Source organism: Salsuginibacillus halophilus, assembly GCF_003014715.1.
GTDB classification, from domain to species: Bacteria; Bacillota; Bacilli; order Bacillales; family Marinococcaceae; genus Salsuginibacillus; species Salsuginibacillus halophilus.
Window position 1 is genome coordinate 1 of sequence record NZ_PYAV01000006.1, and the last position, 24,237, is coordinate 24,237.

Consider the following 24,237-nt stretch of genomic DNA (forward strand, 5'->3'; position numbering starts at 1 on the left):
GATGGATCTGTTCTCCCGTCGGATTATCAGCTACCGGATCGATGATCACATGGAAGCCGGGCTGTCGTTAAATGCCCTCCGGGAGGCGATCGCCCAACGTCGCCCGGAGGAAGGATTTGTACACCATTCCGACCGCGGCTCTCAATATACTTCAAATGCGTACGTGAAGACGCTTGAGGAAGCCGGAGCCGTGATCAGTATGGGCCGGAAGGGCGACCCGTATGACAATGCCTGTATGGAAAGCTTTTTTGCGTCGCTTAAGAAAGAGTTTTTACACAAACGGACCTTTGCCACAAAAGAGGAAGCCTATGCGGCGGTTGACTTCTACATCCGCTTTTATAACCAGCATCGTATGCACTCCTCTCTGAATTACGTTAGTCCAATGGAGGCTGAAATGGCGTATACAAAGGCACATTCAGCGTACGCCAAAACCAAAGAAGCACACTCGGTATCGTAAGATCAGGGAGAAAGCGAAGAGCCCGGAGAGAGCCCCGTTTTTTGAGAAAATTAAGCAGCAGATTGCAATTATAAATGTGCCAATCTGTGGCATATAGTGTCCACTTTATTGACAGGAGTCCAGCGCGTTCCACCGCGTTTGGATTTGCTCCACTTTTGCACGTGGCCGCTCCATTTTCAGGAGAGCGCGCTCCACACGCGCGGGCGGCGGTAAAGTTGAAGAAACCGGCGGCAGCCGGTTTCTTTCCTTCAAATTTGAGTTGGGCAAAGCCGGCTGTGGGCCGGCTTTGATCCACTTAGGGAAGTGCGCGCTCCACTTTTGCTCGATGCCGCTTCATTTTCGGGGGTGCGCGCTCCATCGCGTTTGGATTTGCTCCACTTTTCCACGTGGCCGCTCCATTTTCAGGGAAGCGCGCTCCATAGACGCGGGCGGGCAGTCCAGAGATAGAAAAAGCCGGCGCTCGGCCGGCTTTTTCGGGGCGGGGGTCAGGCACCTGATATGATGCGGATGAGGTCGTATTGGTAGAAGCGGCGGTTTCGTTTTCGGTCGTCGCCAAAGACCATGTTCAAGTTTTCTAGTTCGCGCAGACTCTTCCGGATGGTAGAAGGCGCAAGGTTGGTGCTGCGCTCGATTTGCTGGACATTGGCAATCGGTTGATCAAACAACGCTTCCCATACCTTTTTGGTAGACGGTTGATCAAGTTTACGGCGTCCTTCTTCATAAAGCTGTTCTGCTTCATCTAGCTTTCTGAACTGTTTGTCTGCCATACGGTCAACAGCATCTAGAAAGAATAGTACCCAACTTTGCCAGTCAGGTGCGGTTTTCCCGATCGAACGTACACCGTTAAGCAGGGCATAATATTTATACCGTTCCCGCTCAAGTTCTTCACTAAGAAAGAAAAAAGGTGAATGGATGATTCCAGTTTGCAGAAGGTAAAGAACGATCAAGATCCGGCCAAGCCGCCCGTTACCATCTAAAAACGGGTGAATGGATTCAAATTGAGCATGAATCACTGCCGTTTTTATAACCGGATGCAACGGGGTGGTTTCCTCTTCTTTATAAGGGTGACCATTCATGTATTGCTCTAAGTTCGACATGTAATCGTTCATGAGCTGTGGCTCAGGGGGGATGTAGGATGCATCTTTCATGTTCTGGGTAGGGCCGATAAAGTTTTGAATTTTGCGGTACTCCCCTGCGCTGCCGCCGGAACCCCGGGCCTCTTCCATTAAGGTGCGGTGCATGTCACGGATCAGGCGCTGCGTTAACGGATAACCGTGCTGCACGGCTTCCACGCCGATCTGCAAAGCTTTCTGGTAGTTCCGGACTTCAACCCGCTCCCAGTCATTTTGTGCTTCAATATTATCCTCAAGCATCTCGCTGAAAGTTACCTGCGTTCCTTCAATTCTTGTAGACTGAACGGATTCCTGCAATGTTAACAGCTGAAGAAACGCTTCATTTACAGGAGAATACTTTATTTTTTGCTTTAATTTTTCAAGTTTTGCTGAAGCATCTACGACTTTTTTGTAAAAGGTGAGTTCCGTTTCTGTATCGAAAGTGATCGGAAGCATCGGTAAATTGTATGGTTGTTTCATCACGCACCTCCACTTACGATGATTTTTATCGTTAATTTACTTTATCATACATGAAAAAGTGTGGTTGTGATATTAATTTCGATATTTTTGTTATGATGTGGAGATTGGTTGAGGGTCCCGCTTTTGCCGGGGCCAGCCCCATTTTGGGCAAAGCCGGCTCGGGCCGGCTTTGATCCACTTAGGGAAGTGCGCGCTCCACTTTTGCACGTGGCCGCTCCATTTTCGGGGGTGCGCGTTCCACACGCGCGCGGAGGTAAAGCGGTAAAGTTGAAGAAACCGGCGGCGGCCGGTTTCTTTCCTCCAAATTTGAGTTGGGCAAAGCCGGCTGCGGGGCCGGCTTTGATCCACTTAGGGAAGTGCGCGCTCCACTTTTGCTCGATGCCGCTCCATTTTCAGGCAAGCGCGCTCCATCGCGTTTGGATTTGCTCCACTTTTGCACGCTACCGCTCCATTCTCGGGGGAACGCACTCCACACGCGCGCGGAGGTAAAGCGGTAAAGTTGAAGAAACCGGCGGCGGCCGGTTTCTTTCCTCCAAATTTGAGTTGGGCAAAGCCGGCTGCGGGGCCGGCTTTGATCCACTTAGGGAAGTGCGCGCTCCACTTTTGCTCGATGCCGCTCCATTTTCGGGGGTGCGCGCTCCATCGCGTTTGCATTTGCTCCACTTTTGCACGTTGTCGCTCCATTTTTGGGGAAGCGCGTTCCACCGCGTTTGGATTTGCTCCACTTTTGCACGTGGCCGCTCCATTTTCGGGGGAACGCACTCCACACGCGCGGGCGGGCAGTCCAGAAATAGAAAAAGCCGGCGCAGGGCCGGCTTTTTTACTTGATTGGGTTTGATGGGATGCCTGACGCCGCTTTCGCGCTGTGACGCATCACCGGGGCGGGGGTCAGGCACGAGAAATTCTAGTTAAAGAAGTCTACGGTGCCGCGGGTGATCGCTTCGGCGGCGCGGCGCTGGGTGCTCGCGCTGTTGAGCTGCTGGGCTTCGCTGTAGTTGGTGACGAAGCCGAGTTCAACGAGTACTGACGGCATCCGCGATTCGCGGGTGACGTGGAAGTTTGCCTGCTTGGCACCGCGGTCGCGCGTATTTAATTCGCGGACGAGTTCGCTGTTAATTTTTTCAGCGAGCTCACGGCTTTCAGCAGCTGAATAATTGGAGCTCCAGTACGTTTCTGTGCCGTGGGCAGCGCTTGAGCCGGCGGCGTTGGCGTGAATGCTGATGAAGGCATCGGCGCCGGCGTTATTCGCCATGTTCGTGCGGCCGCTTAATGAGATAAACCGGTCGGTGGAGCGTGTTTGAATGACGTGCGCACCTTGGGCTTCAAGCATTGGCGCTAAGTAGTTTCCGGTATTTAAAACGACATTCTTTTCAACGACCCCGTATGCTGAAGCGCCTGGGTCATGGCCGCCGTGGCCCGGGTCAACGACAATGGTTTTACCTGCAAGCGAACCGCCTGGTGAACGGAGATAGCTGTTGGACACGTAAGCAAACTCGCCATTGTGCAGGATAAGCGCCCAGCCGCCGTTCACGGTTTCGAGCACATCAACTTCAGTTCCGCTCGCGATTCGGTCGATCGGCGAACCGTCGGTATTCGGCCCCGGGCGTACGTTGAGTCCGCTTGACGCGGTGACAACCCGCGTCTCTCCCGTCATGCCTTCAACTTCCGGACTTCCGTCATTTGAAACGCGCTCTTCCGGATGGAGCACGCGGTCGAGGAAGAGGACCATCTCGTAACGGGTGATGGACTGGTCCGGACGGAAACTGCCGTCAGGATAACCATTGGCAATGCCTGCAGTGGTGATAACTTCGGTACCTGTGGCATGGAGCTTACCAGGGTAAATGTCCCAGAAGTTGGCTTCGCCGTCACGGTTGGTGAATGTAAAGGCACGGGTCAGGAACGTGGCCATTTCACCCCGGGTCACGTCGCGGTGCGGGCGGAACGTGTTGTCTTCGTAGCCGCGGGTGATTTCATCGTGCACGGCGCCTGCAACCATTTGTACGAAGTAGTCGCTGTCGGAAACGTCGCTGAAGTCAGGGGACGTGTAGCCGCTGAATCCGGTAATGCGCCCGATCATGGTGACGGCTTCGGCGCGGCTGACATTCTTATCCGGTCGGAAGGTACCGTCTTCGTAGCCCGCAAGCACGTCTTCGTCAACGAGCCGGTTAACAGCCGCCTCCTGCGATGGCTGAATGTCTGAGAAATGGGGACTTGCGGCGTCCGCTGTACCGCTCTTTTGAAATGGCTCTGCAAAGGGCGCGGCCACGAGGGCTAGAAGAGCAAGCACGAGCGTCAGTCTTTTGATCATGTTGCGAAACCTCCTGAGTATATGTTTTGGCATCATGTGCCTGTCTCATAGATTCTTTGACAGTTTATCACATTATTTTGCTCCTTTTATGGTGCTTAGGTCATATTTCGGCATTACGTTTCTTTTTCAGTTATGTAACAAATATGAAGGTTTATGACGAAGCGATGTCGCCTTGTAGGCGCGGGCCATTTCTAGGGGTTCGCGCTCCATTTTTGCGGGATGTTGCTCCACGCACCAGGGTTGGGAGCGGATGGTGAAACGCTGTTCGCCGGGAGTAAACATGTGCGGGGCAGCGGCTTTACGTTGTGATCCCCTACCTTATTATTGTGAGGGGGCTTTACGCAAAAGAACCCCGGGCGCCTGCGGGGTCCTGTCTAGTTGTGATCCTTGTTCGTGTTTTCGTTGCGAAGGGTTTGTTCGATTTTTTCGTAAAGTTCGGCGCTTTTCTTGCGGTCTTTCGGGCTGGACCAGAAGCGGGCGCGGTCTTTGGCGAGGACTTTGAGGAGATGGCGTTTGTCTTCGCTTGTGAGCAGCATGTTGGGTCCCTCCTGTTGTTTGGTAGTGAACGATGTTTTTTGTTAATGAACATCATCGTGGTGAGCTGTTGTTCAGTTGTGCCGGCGTGCCTAAAATGACGTTTAGGTGATGCAGATGAAACAGCGGACGTTCGGACAGACGGTGTATGAGTTGCGGCTCCGGCATGATTTTTCGCTCCGGGAGCTTAGCAAGGCCTCGGGTGTGAGCTATTCTCATATTCATCAGATTGAAAAAGGTTTGGCGGCGCCGTCGCGGGATACGGTGATGGCGATTGCTGATGCGATGACAGAGGCCGTGCCGGATGATTTGCTTATGCTTGCAGGGTATGTACCCCGTGGGGCGGTTGCGGAAACGCCGGAGGATGCGCCGGTGTTTCAAGGTTCGCTGTTTGCTGAACGGACGGCGGCGTGTCTGCAGGAGAGCGGGGCTTCGTTGGGGGCGTTGGCGGCGGCTACGAATGTTGAGGAATGTATTTGGGAAAGGTGGCTGCGCCCGGCGAGCTATTGGGTGCCGTCGCAGGAACCGGCGCCGGCGCTGATGACGTTGTATAAGGCGGCGCGTTTTTTAGGAGTATCGCCGGATTATCTGGCGGGCTACACGGAAGAACAGAACAGCTATCATCCGTTGGCACCGCGGCCGAAAAATTTGCGTGATGTGTTGTTCAGTGATGATTTCGTGTTTGATCATATGCCGCTGGATGAGGATGATAAGGAGCGGCTGGCGCGGATGGTATATGTGATTTTTGATGAATCTTGATGGGGATGTTGTTTGCGGAGCTGGATCAGCCCGCTTTCGCATGGTGCCGCTCCATTTTCGGGGGCGCGCGCTCCAATAGTTGTTTGCAGAAACCGGCACGCCGCCGGTTTCTTTCCTTATGAAGACTATGATGATGTAAAAAGCCGGCGGCTGCCGGCTTTTTTCTACTAAGTTATGGGATCTTTGCGTGAGCAGGTTACTTTCGTGCATTAACGCGTTCCCGGGCCGGGGGTCAAGCGCCAAAAAATCCCGGGCCGGGGGTCAAGCGCCGGCGTATGTTTTGACGCCGATGTAGCGTTCGCTCCAGTAGCTGTTGTCCATGCTATTAGTTGTGACTCCGCTGGAGGAGCCGGCGTGGACGAATTCGCCGCCGCCGATATAGACACCGGCGTGAGACGGGCCGGGGGCGTATGTTTCAAAGAAAACGATATCGCCGACAGAAGGCTCATCTACTGCGGTGCCGGCGTCATAAATCGCCGCGACGGTGCGTGGCAGCTCAATCCCGATATCTTGAAAAATATGAACGAGAAAACCGCTGCAGTCAAAAGTGTCCGGTCCGTTTCCGCCCCATTCATACGGGGTCCCGATATGTTCAGCAGCGTTGGCAACGAGGTTCGTCATGTCTGCGCCGGTGCCGGCAGATGGCGACGGCTCCGGTTCACTTGTGGTATCCTCCGGGACTTCGCCGTTGATGACTTCTGAAAGGGCTGCCAGTGTGTTCGGACCGGCGATACCGTCTGCTGTTAAGTTATGTTCGCGCTGAAAACGCTCGACGGCGCCGGCGGTAACACTCCCGTAAAAGCCGGTTGGCTCCATGCCGAGATGGCCGAGATTGTGCAGGTGCTCTTGCAGCAGCGTAACGTTTCCGTTTTGTGTACCTGTGGTTAACAATGTGTCTGCGGCAAACAACACATCTTCGTTTGTTTCTTCAGCTTCATCCGGCGCATCCGGTGTTTTTAAGGCGCTTAAAACTGCTTCACCAACCCTGCCGTGGGTTTCGAGACCGCGGCTTGCTTGAAAATCGCGGACGGCGGTTTCAGTGACTGGACCATAAATGCCGGTGATTTCGAAATTATAGTAGCCTTCACTTTTAAGTTGCTGCTGAATCAGGCTTACTGCATTGCCACGATCTCCGGGACTAAGTGTGCGGCTCGCTCCCCCGTCGTTTGGTGAGAGCATGGCGCCGGCTAAGTCTTCGATCGTTTCAAACGTACCGCTGCGCAAGGAACGGGCGCTCGTCTCCGGCTCACTTGTTTCAACGACAATACCATCTGCCTGGCGCACAGTGCGCAGAGCGGCATACGTTTCTGGTCCTGCGATGCCGTCCACAGTTAAGTTGTGCTCGGTTTGAAACGCACGGACGGCACGGCTTGTCCCGCGGCCGTAGTAGCCGTCGGGCTCACCTGAAAAGTGGCCGGTATCCTGAAGCTCGTTTTGCAGCTGTTTCACTTTACGACCATCATCGCCGGCGCGGAGCACACGCGTTGATTCGGTGAGTGAAACTTCGGTGTTTGCTGCCGTTTCGGCGGCGGCTTCAATCGCGCTGTCGTCGTCCTGGGCTGTGAGCAGCGTACCGAGCGTTTCAGGTCCGGCAATGCCGTCGACAGTTAAGTTATGATCCCGCTGAAACTCGCGGACGGCGCGGGTCGTGATGGTGCCGTAGTAGCCAGTGGCGGTGTGATATGTAAAATAGCCTTCGTCTTTTAAGTGGTGCTGCAAGGTTTCGACGTCGCTTGATTCGGTGCCTTCGGTCAAGACTTGATTTTCGAATGCGGCATCAGCGAGGGCCGGGGTGGCGGCAAATGCAGCTGCTGCAGCGGCACCGGCGGTTGTGATGCGCAGCGTCGTGCGTTCGGCAGTCGTCACAGGCATCTACTCCTTCACGTTACATTTTTCTGACATTTTCTATTGTACCGAATACAGTTCATGGTGACCAGCCGTTGTAAGCGGTGCAGGTCGTTTCACTTAAATAGTCTTACATATGAAAAATAAGCTTTCGGTTTTTTACCGAAAGCTGCGTCTATTGTCATGTGATTTACGTATGATTCTCCGGTAAGTCCATTTCTATTAAGCCTGGAAATTGTAAAGCAATCATATTTGCAACGGCCATAAGATCCGGGGTGTAGAGGGTCCCATCAGACTCTGCTGCTGCGTGGATCACAAGCAGGGGGTGGTAGTCTTCGGGGTAAGGTGATCGGTAGGCGATCAAGTAATCAGTGGCAAATAGATGCTGCATTTTAACGATGAGCTGATAATCGTTGCAACGGACTAGTGCGTCAATACGTCTACCTTCACTATTGCGCCACTCGGTTTTTGTTTCAACGTAGGCCATGAGCTCACGAAAACATCGGTTCCATGCCTCAGGTTCGATATCTTCGGGCATGACTTTTACATCTAGGGCGTCAAAAGGGATCATGTGAGCACCGCCTTCATCTTGATAGCTTGTTTTATTATGTTTTCTACCTTGTTTTCTATTTTATAACAATTTACAAAAAAATTAAACACTTTTTATGCATTTGAAGGTTTAATTTTTATCTTTTTCGGATAGGGGGGTCGAGATATATTTAAATGAATTTCAGCATTCATCGTAAGAGGATAAAAACCGGATCATGAACGTGCCCTTCACGCCAGACGGACGCTTTCCCGAGGGCTTGGCTTCAGCTAACTTTTTCGAATGAATACCATTCGAAAAAGTGGATCTTCAGCCTGCGCTTGATCCTCTGGGAGTCGCCGTCTTTCGTTTCGGTCACTTGTCAATTTAACGATCAACAAGCATTTCCAATGGATATGGTTCGATTGATCACTCATAAAGCGTCATAATGAAATGGCTTCATGTAGCAATTGCTTGATCAAAAAGGTCTCTACAATCCATGACCAGCAAATGACGCAAGGCTGACAAGCATCGGCGGCGACGCCACCTGGAACAGCGCGAGCCGAAAATCCCGCACGCAGTGACTTTCTGCTGAGGAAGTTGAGGCCATGAGGGGGGCTAAGAAGACACGGTGACTTTGAGCGTGAGCGCAGATCAAACCGATGTGGCACTTGTACCGTTGGTGAAAGCGAGTATATTTCCCATGCCTATCATTTAAAGTATATCTCATGGCACAGCCCTTTTATTTACAACAAAAAAGCCGAGGAGCTTAAAGGCTCCCCAGCTGTTGTTGTGCGATTATTCGTCTTCTTCTTCGTCCTCTTCTTCGATGTCAAGGTCAAGATCTTCGTCTTCGTCGTCTTCTTCAGCGTCGAGATCTTCATCTTCTTCCTCGTCTTCTTCGATGTCGAGGTCTTCTTCGCCGTCTTCATCCTCAAGATCGTTGTCTTCGTCTTCGATCTCAAGTTCTTCGTCAGCTGGTGCGTCTTCTTCCATGTCGCCTTCCATTTCTTCTGCATCGTCGCCGCAAGCTGCTAGCAGGCTGATGGAAAGTAGACCTGTCAATGTACCGAACAATAGTTTCTTATTCATGAATGGTTCCCCCTCAAATTGAGTATATCTTTATGATTTCAATTGAGCATTTTGCTGCTCAACTGATGCTAATCATAGCAGGGGAGTCCGGTGGCGTCTATACTGTGCGGTGCTTTTTGAAGGTCTTTAACAATTTCTCACAATGACAGAAATCGCTGAATTATCAGTTTATCAGCTGTTGCAAGGTGCGCTGTGAATACTTTAATATTCACTGACTGCATAACTGTTGTGCCCCGTGCGGCTACGCCCACTTTCTGCTTCAATCCAGGTTATTAATTCTCCCGGAGGTTTCGGAGGCAGGTAATAATAGCCTTGCGCCGCCGGGCAGCCTTCACGCTCTAAAAAGCTGAGCTGGGTCTGGTTCTCCAAACCTCCACAGACGACGTGGAAGCCGAGCCGGTAAGCAAGGTGAAGGATAAGTTTAATAATTTCTGCATGTTCATCTGTCCCGTTACTGTCCTGCAAAAAGCTCCGGTCAATTTTTAATGTATCCACCGGGTAATCTTTTAACCGGCTGAGTGAAGAATAGCCGCTGCCAAAGTCATCAAGTGCGAGCCGCACCCCGAGTTTCTGCAATTCACGAAGACGCCCGGCGGCCCACGGGATATCCTCTACTGTATCGTGTTCATTGATTTCAAGGCTTAACACTTCTGGAGGAAGATTATAATGGTTCAGCACCTCCTGCACATAATCAATAAAACTTGAGGCTTCAAACGTCTGCTTTGCAATATTGACTGAAACGGTCCACGCGTAGCCTTGATTCCGCCAAGTACGCAGCTGCCGGCATGCAGCTTTCACGGTAAGTTCGTCAAGCTGGGCTATGTGACCGTTCGTTTCAGCAAGCTTAATAAAGTCGCTTGCCGAAAGCAGGCCGCGCTCCGGGTGGTGCCAGCGGACGAAGGCTTCAAGAGAGGTTGGATCACCGGATTGCACATCAAACTGCGGCTGATAATGGAGAAACAGTTCTTCTCTTTCAATCGCTTTGATTAAGTCGGTTTCAAGTTCTAGCGCATCCACCGTCGTTTTCGCGTCCTCTGGTGTATAAACGTGAAAGTTGTTGCGGCCTTCGTCTTTTGTTTGATACATTGCCTGATCGGCATTTTGCATTAAACTTTGAAAATCGCGGCCATGGTCCGGGAAGAAGCTGATCCCGATCGACACTGTGATGGACACTTCCCTGCCGGCGAGCGTAATCGGCGTCTGAAAAGCTTCGAAAATATCATCAACCACCGCTTTCACTTCACGTTTGTCGTCGAAGTGCTCAAGCAGCACTGTAAACTCGTCTCCGCCAAATCTGCTGATGAGGCCATTCTGCGGGGCAACCACGCTTTGCAGCCGTCGGGCCACTTCTGTTAAAAGGGTATCGCCTGCTTGATGACCAAAGGAATCGTTTACTTTTTTGAAACGATCTAAATCGAGAAACAGCAATGCAAGTGATGAGCGGCCCTGTTCCGCTTCCTTTAATGACGCTTCAACTTTTTCCTCAAACATCATTCGGTTAGGCATTTTTGTTAAGTCGTCGTGATACGCCATGTAGCGCACCCGGCGTTCAGCTTCTTTACGTTCCGTAATATCACGGATTAACCCGATATAATAAGAGTCTTCTTTATTTGTGCCCGGGATATAAGTAATGGTTAGATAAGACCAGAAAAGCTCGCCATTTTTACGGCGGTTAATCACTTCACCCGTCCATGTGCCTTCGTTCTCAAGGCTTTTCCACATATCTTCATAAACGGACTGCTTCGTTTGATTCGAAGCGATATGATTCGGATTTTTACCGTGCATCTCCGCAAAGGTGTAGCCGGTGATTTTTTCATACGACGGGTTAATCATCACAATACGCAAGGCTTGATCGGTCACAATCAATCCGTCGTTCATATGTGTAAACAACTGCCAGACATGTTCCGGTTTTGATGCAAACTGGCGGAACAAACGCTGCATTGTTGTATCTTTGTTTGATTGAGCCGGCACGGCAATCCCTCCTTGTGTCCAGAGACACTTCGTTACATACCCTACATCGCTGGAATCTTTCTAATAATATACTACTAAATATTTCTACGATTGGATAGGTATATGTTGCAATTTGCCATGTGAAAAATTTCAAATTTTAAGATGTTAGATATAGATGAGGAGGGAGGGGAGGTTCATCTTTGATGGGGCTTTGGAAATTGGCTCCCCATGTCTCACGATGCGCTGGGCTGCATGCGTGAGCGTCTACATATAAAAGGAGGATGTTTCCTTTCATCACAAGAGTTTAAAAAAGCACAGGAAATATACGAGACTCCTGCAGGAAAAACAACGTTTGAAGACCCCGCAATGAGCGTTTTTTGCTCATGAGGAGACTGAATCGTTGCCTGCGGAAAACGAGTATATTTCCCATGCTATCATTTCAAATATACCTTATTGGGACAGTTCCTTTTAGGCGTTATTGTTATCCTGCAGGGCGAACATGAGCTCAGCTTCGGCGACGATTTCACCGTCGACGTAAGCGGTGCCCTTCCCTTTCCCGATTTTGCCGCGAAGGCGGGTGAGTTCCACTTCAAGGGTGAGGACATCCCCCGGGCGGACCTGGCCTTTGAAGCGGCAGCTCTCGATACCGGCAAAAAAGGCGAGTTTGCCGGCGTGTTCATCTTTACTTAAGATCGCCACTGCTCCGGTTTGGGCCATGGCTTCAACAATGAGCACACCCGGCATCACTGGATATTCCGGAAAGTGGCCGTTGAAAAACTCTTCATTGTTACTCACATTTTTAACAGCTTGTGCCCGCGCTCCTTCTTCAAGGTCGGCGACACGGTCGATGAGTAAAAATGGGTAGCGGTGCGGGATAATCGCTTTAATTTGATCCGTATTCAACATCCGTGGTCTTCCCTTCTTCGTTAATCGTTCGCCTGGATAAAGTCGAGCAGCTGCTGCCACGTGCTTGGCTGCAGCACATCATAGCCTTCAGCATCACCAAACCATGAATAACCGGCGATTAAACCAATCACCAAACTTACAGCAAATAAAATGGTTACAATGATTAAGCGCAGCCAGATCGGGAGAATCCGCCGGCGTCCACGCTTTTGCTTCGCTTTTTTCTTCGGCTCTTCATCCGCTTCAGCTGCTGCATCTTCCTGGTAACGCCGGCCGGTACGCGGCGAAGCCTCATCCGCTTCAGCCGGTGGATGCTGTTCATTTGTATCTTTCATGCCAAGCTCTCCTTCAATCCTGGTTAACGCACATTGTTAATCAACTGCATCATTTGATCCGAGTTCTGCATCGCGCGGGCATTCATGGAATAAAGCCGCTGCGCGTTCATTAACTCCGTCATTTCACTGCCCATATCCACGTTTGAACCTTCAAGCCCCTGCTGCATCACAAGGTCGTCTGTGGCAGCAACAGGTTCTTCTAGAATCTCTTCACCTTCAAGCCCAAGCTCCTCTAAATCCGGGAGCTGAAAATTATTATTTCCGATCGCCTCAAGCACCTGCGGGCGGTTTGCATACGTTAATTCGAGCTCCGCAATATCTTCGGTCTCCTCATCATCGTCGTCATAAACTGCCTGCAGCGTACCATCCGGCGCCAGATTTACCGTTTGCGTATCACCTGGGACAACAATCCGGTCCCCATCTGCATCAAGCACAAAATCACCGGTGCTCGTTACAATATTCCAGCCGTCATCCAGTTGATCTTCAGACAGATGAAACGAACCGTCACGCGTATACGCAATTTCTGTTTCTCCGGCTTCAACTTCTGTTTCAACTTCGAACAGATAGCCGGGCTGGGTAATCGCAAAGTCCAGGTTACGCCCGGTACTCTGCAGCTCACCTTGATCCATCCGCAAAGCTGTCTGCGCCACCGCAGCCCCGGAGCCACGGCGTAGCCCCTCTGGCGTGAGACGGCCGCCGTCTTCGGCCGGACCGTACTGCTGATTATCAATTTGTTGAAACAACAAATCAGAAAAGGAGCTCTCACGGCGGCGGAATCCGGTCTGATCCATATTTGCCATATTGTTAGAGACGGTATCGATTTTTTCCTGCAGCTGTCCCATCATCGTCGATGGAGGTACCATTGAGCTGTACATCTTGTTTCACGCCTTTCGCGGTCCTGCCTCTACCGGATGCGGCTCGTCAGTTAACGTCCTTGTGCCGGCGGCAGGTCTCATAGTTTCAGCCAGAAGGTTATTGAAGGCGTCCGACGTCGTTGACGGCGCGTTCCATACTTTGGTCATAGGCTTGGAGGACGGTTTGGTTGGCTTCGAAAATGCGCATGGATTCCATCATGTCGCTCATCGTGCGCATGAGGTCGACGTTGGATTCTTCGACGAAGCCTTGGTTAATGTCATAGTTAATATCGTCGTCGCCGATGGCTGTCGGCAGGGCGTCTTCGTCTTCAGGTACAGCGAGCAGACCGTCTCCTTCTTTAACGAGGTCTTCCGGCGCTGCGGCAAAGGAGATGTCGATGGTTGCGAGTTCTTCACCGTCATCATCAAATACGTTGCCGCCGGCATCTACGGTGAATTCTTCATTGTTTACAAAGATTTCGTCACCCGCATCATCGAGGACGTAGTTGCCTTGTGCGGTGGTGAGAAAGCCTTCACCATCAACGGCGAAGCTGCCGTTTCTCGTGTAACGGAGGTCACCGTCTTCATTCGCTACGTTGAAAAAGAGGGCGCCCGAATTGCCTTCCTCGTTGACTGGAACGTCACCTTGTACAATCGCCATATCGGTGTTGTTCTCGGTTTGACGCGTATCTCCTTGGGCAAAGTTCGGTGTGCGCTCCTGCATATAGGTGCCGGTATTCATGGAGCCGATCAGCTCGTTGCGCCCGCCGGGGGCGGCGCCTACGTTTTCTGCCTGCATGAGCATTTCCGGAAACGACCGGATGGAAGCATTATCTCCTTTATAGCCCGGGGTTTGTGCGTTGGCGAGGTTGTTGTTCAACATTTCGGAGTGCCGCTGCTGGGTGATCATCCCGGCACCGGCGCCGTAAAATCCTCGTAGCATGCGCGTTCTCCTCCTTAAATTTTCACCTTTTTACTTGACATTTTATCCAAGTTTTCAAGAATGATGCCGGTACCGTTGGCGACACAATGCATCGGTTCTTCAGCGATAAAGACCGGGACTTTCAACTCTTCTGAAAGCAGGTCATCCATGCCGTGCAGCAGTGCACCGCCGCCGGTCACAATAACGCCGCGGTCGATAATGTCTGCGGAAAGTTCAGGCGGTGTACGCTCAAGGACACCTTTGGCCGCATGCACAATATGGCCGACGGATTCTGTTAAGGTATGATAAATCTCACTCGATGTAATGGTAATGGTGCGCGGCAGGCCGCTTACCATATCGCGGCCACGAATCTCCATTTCATTGCTGGAGCCTTCTGGAGAAACGGTAGCTACTTCTTTTTTAATATCTTCTGCCGTCCGTTCACCGATCAACAGCTTGTACTCTTTTTTAATGTAACTTAAAATATCAAGGTCGAACTGATCCCCTGCGGTTTTAATGGAAGTTGCTGTTACAACATCACCCATGGAAAGCACCGCTACGTCGGTTGTGCCGCCGCCGATATCGACGACCATATTGCCGCTCGGCTGAAAAATATCCATGCCGGCGCCAACTGCTGCAACTTTCGGCTCTTCTTCGAGGAAAATATTTTTGCCGCCGCTTTTTTCAGCTGCTTCACGGATTGCTTTTTGTTCGACGGATGTAATGTTTGTCGGACAGCAGATGAGAATGCGCGGCTTTGAGAACATGCCTTTGACGTTGACTTTTGATAAAAAGTGTTTCAGCATAGCTTCAGTTAAATCAAAATCTGCGATCACGCCGTCTTTCATGGGACGGAGTGCTACAATGTTGCCCGGGGTACGCCCGACCATGCGGAAAGCTTCTTCACCAACGGCGAGCGCTTTGCCGGATTGGCTGTCGACGGCTACCACCGATGGTTCATTTAATACAATTCCGCGCCCTTTAACGTGAATCAATACGTTTGCTGTCCCTAAATCAATTCCGATATCTCTGCCAAACATCCAGGGTCCTCCTCTTATAATCTCGCCAGCTCCGCCCATACCATTTATGTTAGGTAAACTTTTAACGTACTACGCGCGATATTACTTATTGTCATCTAATTGTATATTTTATCACAATTTATGATGAACAAAAATAACAAATGTATGGGATATGGGGCGAGAGAACTGCGCAGCCGGTCGGAGGAGGCGGGGGCGCTGCGTGAAAAAACCCAGGCAGGTCCGCCCGGGCTGCTTCGTTATACAGTTTCTTTTGTATCCCCTGCCGGCGTCTTATTGTACTTCACTTTTGTTGCTTCACCGCCGCGCAGGTGCCGGATGGATTTATGATATTCAAGGATCATTTTCACTTCGCCGGCTAGTTCCGGATGAATGTCCGGAAGCCGTTCGGTTAAATCTTTATGCACCGTACTTTTTGAGACACCGAACTCTTTGGCAATGGTCCGGACCGTTTTCCGGGTTTCTACGAGGTACCTGCCGATCTTGATGGTTCGCTCTTTGATGTAGTCATGCACACCCCTCGCCTCCTCAGCTGCTGATCTGGCTTTGCCACATTTTATGAGCTGAAAAAGGCCGGTATACCAAGATTTCTGAATTTATCGACAGGACAGGCTGAAAATATGTGTGTGAGGGCGCGCCCCAGTTTTGGGTGACCGCGCTCCAGCGGGCGTTCTTCTGCTTCATTTTTCCATATCGGCGCTCCACTTTCGCGCTACCCTGGCCCACGCGCTGGGGATCAAGAGGACGAGGAAACCAGGCGCTGCCGGTTTCTTCCTCTTTTCTTTTGGGCAAAGAAGAACCATTATAGCTTAAGGCAATTCATGCGCGATGGGACTCTCTTTTTAAGATGCCCGTATTACGGTCGTCATAACGGTTTAACAACACCATATCGTCGTTAAAAAATGAGTTTACAACATTCACCTATGTAGATAAATCTTGATAGCGGACTCTATAATGTTTCATGACGATGTCATCATTTAAGGATGACAAGCATCGGCGGCGACGCCTACTCAGAACAACGAGTGAGAAAATCCCGCAGGCAGCGGTTTTCTGACGAGGAATTTGAGGAGGTACAAGAGGCTAAGAAGACACGGTGAGGTCAAGCGTTAGCGCAGATCAAACCGATGTCGCACTTGTGCCCTCCGGGTGCAAGCGTCCGCCGAAATGCAAAGTCAGCCTTCGCTTTTCCTAAAACTTTATCAAACAGTAAAAAGCCAGCTCGCGGCCGACTTTTTTTTCCTGTTTAATAGGGATTTGCATCAATTACGGCGGCTACTGCAGTGCTTTTGTGCTGCCTTCGGTGCGGACGGCATCAAGAATGTCGCCCAGGGTGGTTTTGCCGCGGGCTTCAAGATAGCGTAAGAGTTCGACAAATAAATGCGCCGTTGTTAGCGCGTCACCCAGGGCGCTGTGGCGGTCATAAATGTTGGTGCCAAAGTTAAGTGCATAGTGCTGTAAATCGCGCATATCCCAGGAAGGGGCGATGCAGCCGATTAAATCCAACGTATCGATCGCAAGCGGTTCGCGGAAGCTGTGTTTATGCCGCTGCAATTCTTTTTTTAAAACAAGCATATCAAAAGCCATATAATGCGCGGCCCAAGCGGTATTGTCATTGTCAGCGGCAAACGCGTGAAATTGATCAATCGCTTCAAGCGCATCCGGCGCGCCGGCGACATCTTTTTCGGTGATGCCGGTTAATTCAGTGATTCGTGCCGGAATATCGCGGCCAGGGTCGACAAAAGTTTGAAATGTTCGATCGGTGACGTTGAACCCTTCAATATGAACAGCGCCTATCTCAATTAAACGATCGTGACCACCTACAGCAAACCCGGTCGCTTCGGTATCAAATACTGTAAAACGCAGATCGGCAAGCGGCGTGTTTAATGGCTGATCGCGGTATGTTTCATACGGCAGCTGCCGCTTCTTCCAAAACATCATAACAGCAACGCTCCTTTACAAATGCCTTATCTTCAGCTGCTGGCCGTTTTGTTTTCAAGAGCGCTGCAACGCTCTTTATGCGCGCACATATCATACGCTAAGTTTATTATCACACAACAAAGAATTTTCCGAATTTTTATTCTTTATTTATTATAACGGCCGCCGGCGCATTTGTCACTTGAAAAGCCGGCGGACGTTCTTTAACCGCTGATACCAAAGGCGGTCAGCATCTCATTTTGCAGGCTGCGGATCGATTTCAGCGCAATCATTAACTCTTCTTTCTCCCGCGTCTTCATTTCGGAAAAATGAACTTCGCTCGTTGTTGCCTCGCCCCGTTGATAACGGCTCCATGATTGGGAGATCCGTACCCATAGCGCAGTTTCATAAGCAAATAACAGCTCATCTGCAAAATCTGCCGTGACAACTCCAGCCGCCTGCAATGCTGCAATCCGCTCACGGGGTGTGCCTTCCACAATGTTGTGGCGCACACTTAACAACTGCAGGCTGTGATACAGCGGAAACAGCGCCTGCTTTTTAATATCAATACTTTCCCGCTTTTTGCGAAACAGCGCCCGGATCGGGTGATCAAGCGTCGGCACAGGCGTCTGCTTTTCTAGATCCGCCGCCCGGTACAAAAAGATGCGCGCCTGCTCGAGCTGATCTTCCACCGTCTGCACAAACTGATCATGCAGCGCTTCATCTCCGTACATAAATCGAAATGATAAAAAGTTGTGTGCAAGCAGAATATTGTCGTTTGTTGCCCTGAGCGCCCAGCCGCGCAGCCGTTCCTCCCAGCGCGACAACGAGCCCCGCCAAGCCGGAAAGCTCGCCATCATATCTCCATCGCACCGCTTGTACCCGGCTTTCTCCAGCATGTCCACGATGGCTCCTCCCAGTTCGGCAAAATACGCCTCGCCTGCTTCATCCACCGGTTCATAGACAAGGAAATGGTCCTGGTCACTTAACATAAACTGTTCGGCTCTCGCACCGCTGCCCATCACGTAAAATCCGAAAGCTGCAGGCGGATCGCCGTGCCCGGCGTCATGAAGACGATCAAGCGCCAAGGTGACCGCCCGGCGGACGAGCCGGTCAAAGAGGTTCGTCACGACTTCAAGCAGGTGCAAGGTCGGAATGTCATCAGCGATGAGTTTTGTGAGCACGCCGTAAATCGCATGCTTTACTTCGGGCAGGCTCTCGGTGTCGGCGGTTTCAATTTCCTGCAGAATATCAAAGGTGCCCCGGTTTTTCTTGCGGAGCAGATCACTTAGTGTGAGCATACCTGCCGGCGCGCCGTCATCTGTAACAGGCAGGTGCTTGACGCCTTTTGTTAAAAAGGTTGAAAGCGCCTCGTAATAGTAGGTCGCCCGGTGCACCGTATGTGGTTCAGGCGTCATCACATCCCCTGCCGTTAAAGCAGTACTTGCGGTGGAAACCACGCGGGCAACGAGGTCTTTTTCTGTAATAATACCGGTAATCTGGCCCGCTTCGTTAATGACGAGCATCGAGCTTGCACCAGCATCGACCATGTCAGCGGCTGCCTCTTGTACAGGTGTTTCCTCTGTACACATCACCGGCGGCGCGTTCATTAAATCCTGCACCCGTCGGATGAATGCATCACTTTCACCCCACTGATTTGCAAGCTTAACCTGCTCGGCAAGGGAGGCATAAATTTCGCGCAGACGCACAGCAACCTGCCGCAGCATATAAGCACGTACCGTATCATCGACCCAGCGGGCTTCTAGTACTTCAAATGGGATATGAAGACAGACGACCGGTTTGACGGCTTTCACTTCCACCGTATGCGTTGTTTCGTGCATGTTCGGCTCACCGAGAAAGTCTGCGAGGCTTGAAAACCCGATCATTTCCCCGGATTCAAGCACTTCGAGCACTTCTTCGCCGCCGGAAGTTTCTCCAACCTGTACACAGACTTCGGCCACGCCTTGAAGTAAAAGAAGCAGGCCGTCGCGCTCTGCCTGGGCGTACAGCATTTTTGCATTTGATTTGTAATGGGTGAGCGTGCACAAATCATACAAACGCCGAAATTCAGCGGCAGAAGCGCCGCTGAACATCGGGTGGTTTTGGATCATTTCTTCATAAGCACTATTTATCGGAGCCATCGTTCATCCAAACCTCACCATCTTTATACGTCATCTGCTCCGGATAACGGAGATCGTGAACTTCTTCCTGCAGCTTCTGCGATGGTGGCGGTGTCATGAGTGATACGACGATGACAAGGATCACGTTAACAATCACACCGAACACACCAGCACCGGTATCGGCAATACCAAAGAGCTGTACGCCGCTCATCGCAAGGAAGATATAGCTTAGTGTCGCAATAAGTCCACCTAGCATACCTGCAATCGCACCTTGAGCGTTCATCCGTTTCCACCATACCCCGAGGAAGAGTACCGGGAAGAACGTTCCTCCAGCTAAGGCGAAGGCCCAGGCGATAATTTGGGTAATCACCCCTGGCGGATCAAGGGCAATAACACCTGCGGCGATCGTTGCAGCAAAGATGGCAATTCGGCCGGCTAAAAGTCGTTTCGCATCGCTTGCATCCGGACGGAGAAGTCGATAGTAAATATCGTGTGCAAAGGATGATGATATCGTAATTAATAGACCCCCGGCTGTTGAAAGCGCAGCAGCCATCGCACCAGCAGCAACGAGACCGACAACGAACAAGCCGAGATTGGCAATCTCCGGTGTCGCCATGACGACAATGTCTTCATCGATATATAACTCTTCCCAGCTGACCGTACCGTCTCCGGCGGTATCGGCAAACTCGAGCAGCCCGGTGTTAATCCACGGCTCGGTCCAGGCTGGTAATTCATCGAGCGGCTGTCCAACCACTTCGTTCATAATGACAAAGCGGGCAAACGCTGCATAAGCAGGGGCTGACAGGTATAACAACGCGATGAAAAGAAGCGCCCAAGCACCGCTCCAGCGGGCGGCTTTCATCGTCGTTACCGTGTAGAAGCGGACGATAACGTGCGGCAAGGATGCGGTACCGACCATTAAGGTAAATAAGAGTGCTAAAAACTGTGCTTGTGATCCTTGGTCAAACGGCGCGAAATATTCGGACAAACCAAGCTCGCGGTCAATCGCACCGAGTTCATTCACGACATTCCCGTATGTGAGCCACGGCAGCGGGTTGCCGAAAAACTGCAGCGACATAAATACGATTGGAATAATATAAGCCGTAATTAAAATGAGATATTGCGCCACCTGTGTCCAGGTAACACCTTTCATACCGCCGAGCGTGGCATAAATAGCGATAATAAATACACCAATCATAACGCCCCATGCGGATGGGATGTTTAACAAGCGGCCAATAACAACCCCAGAACCGGAGAGCTGGCCGATAATATAAGTAAAGCTGATAATAATTGTTGCAATCGCACCGATCAGGCGCGCCTTGTTGCTGTCAAAACGGTCACCGATGAATTCCGGTACAGTGAAACGACCATATTTACGCAGCTGCGGTGCAAGTAAAAAGGTTAAAAGGAGATAACCGCCGGTCCACCCCATAATGTAGGCAAGACCGTCGTAACCGAGCATCATAACAGTCCCGGCCATACCGATAAACGAGGCGGCACTCATCCAGTCGCCGCCGATCGCCATACCGTTCCAGAATGGCGGGATCCCCCGGCTTGCTACGTAAAAGTCAGATGTTTTTTTCGCACGGTTGTAAATAGAAATCCAAATGTAGAGCGCGAACGTGAGTAAAATGAGTAAAAGAGACACTAACGATTGTTGGTCCATTTGTGTAACCTCCCTATCGCAAATCGGAATCGAAATCTTTTAGCATATTCGTTAGTCAAAGTTAGTGATCGGATGCTCCACCGCTGATTTGTTCGTTCTGCTTCTCATCAATGCCAAACTTCTTATCAACGCGGTCACTAATGATAGCGTTTGCAAATAACAAAATAACAAAGGTTACAACAGAGCCTTGTGCGCCCATGTAATAGTGCGCCGGCATGCCCATAATTGTTACGCCGCTTTGATGGATCGGCTCAGCAAAGATTGCCACACCAAACGAAACCGCAAACCCAATCAACAAACAAACAGCAACAATCGTCGTTCGAATCTTAAAATACTTGTCTGCAACTGCTTTTTCGACTTTTCTCACAAACATTCCCCTCCTTAAACATGATGCAGTTTATATTTTAGGCCTTTAATTGATGAAAGAAGGCCAAAATACCACGCGACCCTTAAAGAATTTTAAACCTTTTCATGATTCTGAAATTTTTTCTGCGAAAATCGCCGGATGCTTATACAGCTCCGGCAGCTTCTTCTGCGTCTTTACCTTTCGTTACTGCACGGCATTTTTGACAAATAATCATCGGCGTATTTTTCTTCGCGATATAATAATTCGTTAAAATGACCGCCGGAATAAACAAGATGATCGCCGTGTACCACATGTAGGCAGCAGCCAGCATAACAACGACCGGTAAAAAAGACATCATAATTACGTACCGCCCGCGAAAAAGGGTAAGTATATGCGAGCTCTCACATGATGGACAGTAGATTCCGTAATCGGGTGGGGATTTCTTTGCCATCTTCATCGACTCCTTCATTGATTAGCGCAAATTAAAAATAAACTCTACCGTATCCCAAAATGGCATCGGCACCATCGCAATCTGAACGAGGAGCATCCCGAATAATAAACCGAACGGCACGAGCAGAAAAACCGGCTTTTTATATTTAATTGTAACAACAATCATCACTAACGTAATCACCCAAAACGTGATTAACATCCACATATATGTGCCTCCTCGTTGTGCAGTCATGCAGTTCAGCTTTTGTTGGTGCATCACTTGAGTTGAGCTCGTCTTTTCATCCATTATATGTACAAGTTGCTGTATCAATTATTTCAAAATTTTGAACAGACCGTCAAGTCTTTTCCGTAATTTTTGAAAACGAATATAAAAAATGGAACAGCCCCTGTACTTGTCCACCGCGATTTAGCGGTAAACAGCCGGACTGTTCCATTTCATTTTATCCTTCTTCGTCTTCTTCGTCTTCGTCGTCCTCAAGCCGCTCGCTGTCTTCTTCAGGGAAAGGAGGAAGCTCGTTTTCGTCAACTTCAGTTGATGGCTCGTCTGACTCTGCGTATTTCGCCTGTACCGCAATGTCCTCTACGCTTTCACCAAAAATATCCTCTGGGTTGTGCGGTGTGCCGCCGGCGCGAATTTCAAAATGAGCGTGAACCCCGGCGTCGCTGTTAAATAAGTTGCGGCCGGCACTGCCGATTACTGCACTTTTTTCAACAACATCACCCTCTTCAACTTGTGGGTCTTCTAAACTGTTATACAAGGTCGTTACTTCATCTTCATGTTCAATCTCAATTACATGGCCTAACAGCGGATCCTGTTCGCTCCGGATGACCTCACCGCTTGCAGCTGCTGTCACATCGAAGGCTTCTCCATCTTCCTTCGCCAGATCAATTCCGGTGTTACGATAGTACATTTGGTTGTAGTAAACGAGTGACTGCTCTTGTTCTTCAGCGGAAGCGTCGTCTTGATAGAAAGTACCAATGATGTCCACGTTACTGTCGCTGATGACCGGCATTTCAAATGCTTCAGTTTCAGAGCCTACTGGCACAGCTTCTTCTTCTTCATCCATGCCACCATCGCCGTCATCGTCCGCATCTTCTTGTTCACCTTGATCATCGAACGGTTCTGCTACTTCATCCGGTCCGCCACCTTGTACAAGGAAAAACGAACCTAACAGTACAGCACATAAGGAGAGGTAGGCCGCCGGCCAGAACCAAGTCTGTTTTGACCATTGTTTTAACTGACCGCGTACACTTAATTTTTCTCCCTGCTGCTTCTGCTTTTCTTCATCTCGCATATGATCACCACCTCACGAACCATTCTGATCCGCAAGATGGAAACTTATACCTTTTATTTTGAAAATTTGTCCATAGATACTTAGTGCACTACTTATTTTATCTAAAAACCCCCACTTCAAAACAGCTTGCAAGAGCGTTAAGTGGGGGGATCGTTCAAATTTCTTCGATTACGACATCAGCATAGTAATGGTGAATAATATCTTCAAAGCTGTAGCCGTTTTCGGCCATCCCGTTCGCACCGTATTGACTCATGCCAACACCGTGTCCCCAGCCGCGGGTTTCTACTGTAATTGTATCACCGGTTCGGTGCCAGTTGAAATCGCTCGAGTCGAGTGCGAGCGCTTCACGAATTTCACGACCGTGAAACACATCTCCGTTGATATCTGCCTTAATTACACGCCCACCGTCTGACCTTTGTTGGATGGCCCCGATATCTTCAGGCGGAAGCTCAACACCTAGGGCAGTCTCGACAGCTTCTACATCGAAAGTCGTCTGATTCGCATAGCGTGGTGATTCTTCGTCCCACGGACTCTCTACACTTTGTAAATACGGAAGGTCTTCTTCCCAATAGTCACTTGCGTTTTCTGTGGATCCGTTGCTTGTGGAGAAGAATGCAGCTGTAATCGGTGATCCATCATGGGTAATGATTTTACCGGAGGTTTCCTGGACCGCTTCATCGATCCGCGGCATTTTCCAGTGGAAATCACTCCCCCATTCAGCTTCAAGCTCATCACGGCTTTGATACACTTGATGCATCTCGTTATCCGTCACATCAGCTCCGTCGGGTACATTGATTGTGTCTTCAGCTTTCAACTGACGCATAATGTATGTCCGGGCGGTCAAAGCTTGAGCCTTCAAAGCTTCCTTTTCAAAGTCAGCGGGCATTTCTGAAGCAACAACGCCGGCAACATACGTTTCAAGGGCGACTTCTTCTACATGACCGCTGTCTGTGCGATACACTGATATGGCCGTTTCTTCAGCTGCTTCTTCAGCGGCAGGCTTTGTGGCAGCAGCCGGTGTAGAAGACTCCGCCGGCTGGGTTCCCGGCGTTCCCGCCCAGATCGTTACGAGCAGTGATGGTAAAAATAAAAGCACTGCGGCAGACACGAGCCCGAGCAGCAAGCTTTTTTTGAGCATGCAAAATTCCCCCTTCGCAGCCTGTAATGGCGGGACGCCGGCCGAACAGCGTCGCAGGGTGTACTGCCTCTGCGCGCCGGCCGGGGTTGCAGGGGTGGTCGTTCGTGATGCCGTCCCATGTGCATGTCTATGCCGGCAGGCGCAAGGTTATGCCGAGCACTTTGTTTTATAAGCTGGCGAGATTTGGGCTGTCA

The 24,237-nt window shown here is 50.5% G+C and carries 23 protein-coding genes; 2 read left to right on the plus strand and 21 right to left on the minus strand.

All coding sequences use genetic code 11. The annotated features are described in order from the left end of the window. On the plus strand, positions 1-457 hold a 457-nt coding region (locus B0H94_RS06365), incomplete at its 5' end, for an IS3 family transposase (RefSeq protein WP_106588431.1). A gap of 485 nt (positions 458-942) precedes the next feature. Here B0H94_RS06365 and B0H94_RS06370 read toward each other — a convergent pair. The 3 genes from B0H94_RS06370 to B0H94_RS15140 form a co-directional block, all read right to left on the minus strand. Then, positions 943-2,049 (minus strand): Fic family protein, encoded by a 1,107-nt coding sequence (locus B0H94_RS06370; protein WP_106588432.1) that lies wholly within the window; start codon positions 2,047-2,049, stop codon positions 943-945. 904 nt (positions 2,050-2,953) lie between these two features. Then, the gene (locus B0H94_RS06380) at positions 2,954-4,357 is read right to left on the minus strand and encodes an N-acetylmuramoyl-L-alanine amidase (protein ID WP_181315290.1); all 1,404 of its coding nucleotides are present in this window, start codon (positions 4,355-4,357) and stop codon (positions 2,954-2,956) included. 374 nt (positions 4,358-4,731) lie between these two features. Beyond that, positions 4,732-4,893: a hypothetical protein gene (locus B0H94_RS15140; RefSeq protein ID WP_181315291.1), complete on the minus strand. Its 162-nt coding sequence runs from the start codon at positions 4,891-4,893 to the stop codon at positions 4,732-4,734. Positions 4,894-5,008: 115 nt separating this feature from the next. On the opposite strand from B0H94_RS15140, the gene B0H94_RS06385 reads away from it, so the two are divergent. Continuing rightward, positions 5,009-5,650, plus strand: coding sequence for a helix-turn-helix domain-containing protein (locus B0H94_RS06385; RefSeq protein ID WP_181315292.1), 642 nt, complete (start codon positions 5,009-5,011; stop codon positions 5,648-5,650). A 261-nt stretch (positions 5,651-5,911) separates the two neighbouring features. Here B0H94_RS06385 and B0H94_RS06390 read toward each other — a convergent pair whose 3' ends face one another. The 18 genes from B0H94_RS06390 to spoIID form a co-directional block, all read right to left on the minus strand. Next, a complete protein-coding gene (locus B0H94_RS06390; protein WP_181315293.1) occupies positions 5,912-7,516 on the minus strand; it encodes a C40 family peptidase in 1,605 nt (534 codons plus the stop codon). A 169-nt stretch (positions 7,517-7,685) separates the two neighbouring features. Then, positions 7,686-8,066: a hypothetical protein gene (locus B0H94_RS06395; RefSeq protein WP_106588437.1), complete on the minus strand. Its 381-nt coding sequence runs from the start codon at positions 8,064-8,066 to the stop codon at positions 7,686-7,688. A gap of 753 nt (positions 8,067-8,819) precedes the next feature. Continuing rightward, on the minus strand, positions 8,820-9,113 hold the full coding sequence (locus B0H94_RS15145) for a DNA primase (RefSeq protein WP_181315294.1): 294 nt from the start codon (positions 9,111-9,113) through the stop codon (positions 8,820-8,822). Positions 9,114-9,314: 201 nt separating this feature from the next. Beyond that, a complete protein-coding gene (locus B0H94_RS06405; RefSeq protein ID WP_106588438.1) occupies positions 9,315-11,084 on the minus strand; it encodes a putative bifunctional diguanylate cyclase/phosphodiesterase in 1,770 nt (589 codons plus the stop codon). 447 nt (positions 11,085-11,531) lie between these two features. Further along, a complete protein-coding gene (fabZ, locus tag B0H94_RS06410) occupies positions 11,532-11,969 on the minus strand; it encodes a 3-hydroxyacyl-ACP dehydratase FabZ (RefSeq protein ID WP_106588439.1) in 438 nt (145 codons plus the stop codon). A 20-nt stretch (positions 11,970-11,989) separates the two neighbouring features. Further along, positions 11,990-12,301 (minus strand): DNA-directed RNA polymerase subunit beta, encoded by a 312-nt coding sequence (locus B0H94_RS06415; RefSeq protein WP_106588440.1) that lies wholly within the window; start codon positions 12,299-12,301, stop codon positions 11,990-11,992. Positions 12,302-12,324: 23 nt separating this feature from the next. After that, positions 12,325-13,176 carry a flagellar hook-basal body protein gene (locus B0H94_RS06420; protein ID WP_106588441.1) on the minus strand — a complete coding sequence of 284 codons (852 nt, stop codon included), beginning with the start codon at positions 13,174-13,176 and terminating at the stop codon, positions 12,325-12,327. A gap of 97 nt (positions 13,177-13,273) precedes the next feature. Further along, positions 13,274-14,098 (minus strand): flagellar hook-basal body protein, encoded by an 825-nt coding sequence (locus B0H94_RS06425; protein ID WP_106588442.1) that lies wholly within the window; start codon positions 14,096-14,098, stop codon positions 13,274-13,276. Positions 14,099-14,112: 14 nt separating this feature from the next. After that, positions 14,113-15,117 (minus strand): rod shape-determining protein, encoded by a 1,005-nt coding sequence (gene mreB, locus B0H94_RS06430; RefSeq protein WP_106588443.1) that lies wholly within the window; start codon positions 15,115-15,117, stop codon positions 14,113-14,115. Positions 15,118-15,353: 236 nt separating this feature from the next. Continuing rightward, the gene (spoIIID, locus tag B0H94_RS06435; protein WP_106588444.1) at positions 15,354-15,629 is read right to left on the minus strand and encodes a sporulation transcriptional regulator SpoIIID; all 276 of its coding nucleotides are present in this window, start codon (positions 15,627-15,629) and stop codon (positions 15,354-15,356) included. Between the two features lie 757 nt (positions 15,630-16,386). After that, positions 16,387-17,049: a 3'-5' exonuclease gene (locus tag B0H94_RS06440; RefSeq protein ID WP_427909933.1), complete on the minus strand. Its 663-nt coding sequence runs from the start codon at positions 17,047-17,049 to the stop codon at positions 16,387-16,389. Positions 17,050-17,252: 203 nt separating this feature from the next. Continuing rightward, positions 17,253-19,169, minus strand: a complete 1,917-nt coding sequence (locus B0H94_RS06445; protein ID WP_106588446.1) for a DUF294 nucleotidyltransferase-like domain-containing protein — start codon at positions 19,167-19,169, stop codon at positions 17,253-17,255. After that, a complete protein-coding gene (locus tag B0H94_RS06450) occupies positions 19,153-20,814 on the minus strand; it encodes a sodium:solute symporter family protein (RefSeq protein WP_106588447.1) in 1,662 nt (553 codons plus the stop codon). The genes B0H94_RS06445 and B0H94_RS06450 overlap by 17 nt, the downstream gene beginning before the upstream one ends. A gap of 61 nt (positions 20,815-20,875) precedes the next feature. Continuing rightward, positions 20,876-21,181 (minus strand): DUF4212 domain-containing protein, encoded by a 306-nt coding sequence (locus B0H94_RS06455; protein ID WP_106588448.1) that lies wholly within the window; start codon positions 21,179-21,181, stop codon positions 20,876-20,878. Between the two features lie 142 nt (positions 21,182-21,323). Then, a complete protein-coding gene (locus B0H94_RS06460; protein ID WP_106588449.1) occupies positions 21,324-21,518 on the minus strand; it encodes a hypothetical protein in 195 nt (64 codons plus the stop codon). Between the two features lie 114 nt (positions 21,519-21,632). Then, on the minus strand, positions 21,633-21,815 hold the full coding sequence (locus tag B0H94_RS06465) for a hypothetical protein (protein ID WP_106588450.1): 183 nt from the start codon (positions 21,813-21,815) through the stop codon (positions 21,633-21,635). 235 nt (positions 21,816-22,050) lie between these two features. Next, positions 22,051-22,905 (minus strand): M23 family metallopeptidase, encoded by an 855-nt coding sequence (locus B0H94_RS06470; protein WP_106588451.1) that lies wholly within the window; start codon positions 22,903-22,905, stop codon positions 22,051-22,053. Between the two features lie 154 nt (positions 22,906-23,059). Next, positions 23,060-24,043, minus strand: a complete 984-nt coding sequence (gene spoIID, locus B0H94_RS06475) for a stage II sporulation protein D (protein WP_106588452.1) — start codon at positions 24,041-24,043, stop codon at positions 23,060-23,062. Positions 24,044-24,237: the final 194 nt, after the last annotated feature.

Coding starts and splice junctions, on each gene's coding strand:
- B0H94_RS06440 (WP_427909933.1), bottom strand. CDS start 17,049: ATGTTTTGGAAGAAGCGGCAGCTGCCGTATGAAACATACCGCGATCAG.
- B0H94_RS06370 (WP_106588432.1), bottom strand. CDS start 2,049: ATGAAACAACCATACAATTTACCGATGCTTCCGATCACTTTCGATACA.
- B0H94_RS15145 (WP_181315294.1), bottom strand. CDS start 9,113: ATGAATAAGAAACTATTGTTCGGTACATTGACAGGTCTACTTTCCATC.
- B0H94_RS06450 (WP_106588447.1), bottom strand. CDS start 20,814: ATGGACCAACAATCGTTAGTGTCTCTTTTACTCATTTTACTCACGTTC.
- B0H94_RS06425 (WP_106588442.1), bottom strand. CDS start 14,098: ATGCTACGAGGATTTTACGGCGCCGGTGCCGGGATGATCACCCAGCAG.
- fabZ (WP_106588439.1), bottom strand. CDS start 11,969: ATGTTGAATACGGATCAAATTAAAGCGATTATCCCGCACCGCTACCCA.
- B0H94_RS06445 (WP_106588446.1), bottom strand. CDS start 19,169: ATGGCTCCGATAAATAGTGCTTATGAAGAAATGATCCAAAACCACCCG.
- B0H94_RS06465 (WP_106588450.1), bottom strand. CDS start 21,815: ATGTGGATGTTAATCACGTTTTGGGTGATTACGTTAGTGATGATTGTT.
- B0H94_RS15140 (WP_181315291.1), bottom strand. CDS start 4,893: ATGCTGCTCACAAGCGAAGACAAACGCCATCTCCTCAAAGTCCTCGCC.
- B0H94_RS06395 (WP_106588437.1), bottom strand. CDS start 8,066: ATGATCCCTTTTGACGCCCTAGATGTAAAAGTCATGCCCGAAGATATC.
- B0H94_RS06420 (WP_106588441.1), bottom strand. CDS start 13,176: ATGTACAGCTCAATGGTACCTCCATCGACGATGATGGGACAGCTGCAG.
- B0H94_RS06380 (WP_181315290.1), bottom strand. CDS start 4,357: ATGATCAAAAGACTGACGCTCGTGCTTGCTCTTCTAGCCCTCGTGGCC.
- B0H94_RS06470 (WP_106588451.1), bottom strand. CDS start 22,905: ATGCGAGATGAAGAAAAGCAGAAGCAGCAGGGAGAAAAATTAAGTGTA.
- B0H94_RS06385 (WP_181315292.1), top strand. CDS start 5,009: ATGAAACAGCGGACGTTCGGACAGACGGTGTATGAGTTGCGGCTCCGG.
- spoIID (WP_106588452.1), bottom strand. CDS start 24,043: ATGCTCAAAAAAAGCTTGCTGCTCGGGCTCGTGTCTGCCGCAGTGCTT.
- B0H94_RS06460 (WP_106588449.1), bottom strand. CDS start 21,518: ATGATGTCTTTTTTACCGGTCGTTGTTATGCTGGCTGCTGCCTACATG.
- mreB (WP_106588443.1), bottom strand. CDS start 15,117: ATGTTTGGCAGAGATATCGGAATTGATTTAGGGACAGCAAACGTATTG.
- B0H94_RS06415 (WP_106588440.1), bottom strand. CDS start 12,301: ATGAAAGATACAAATGAACAGCATCCACCGGCTGAAGCGGATGAGGCT.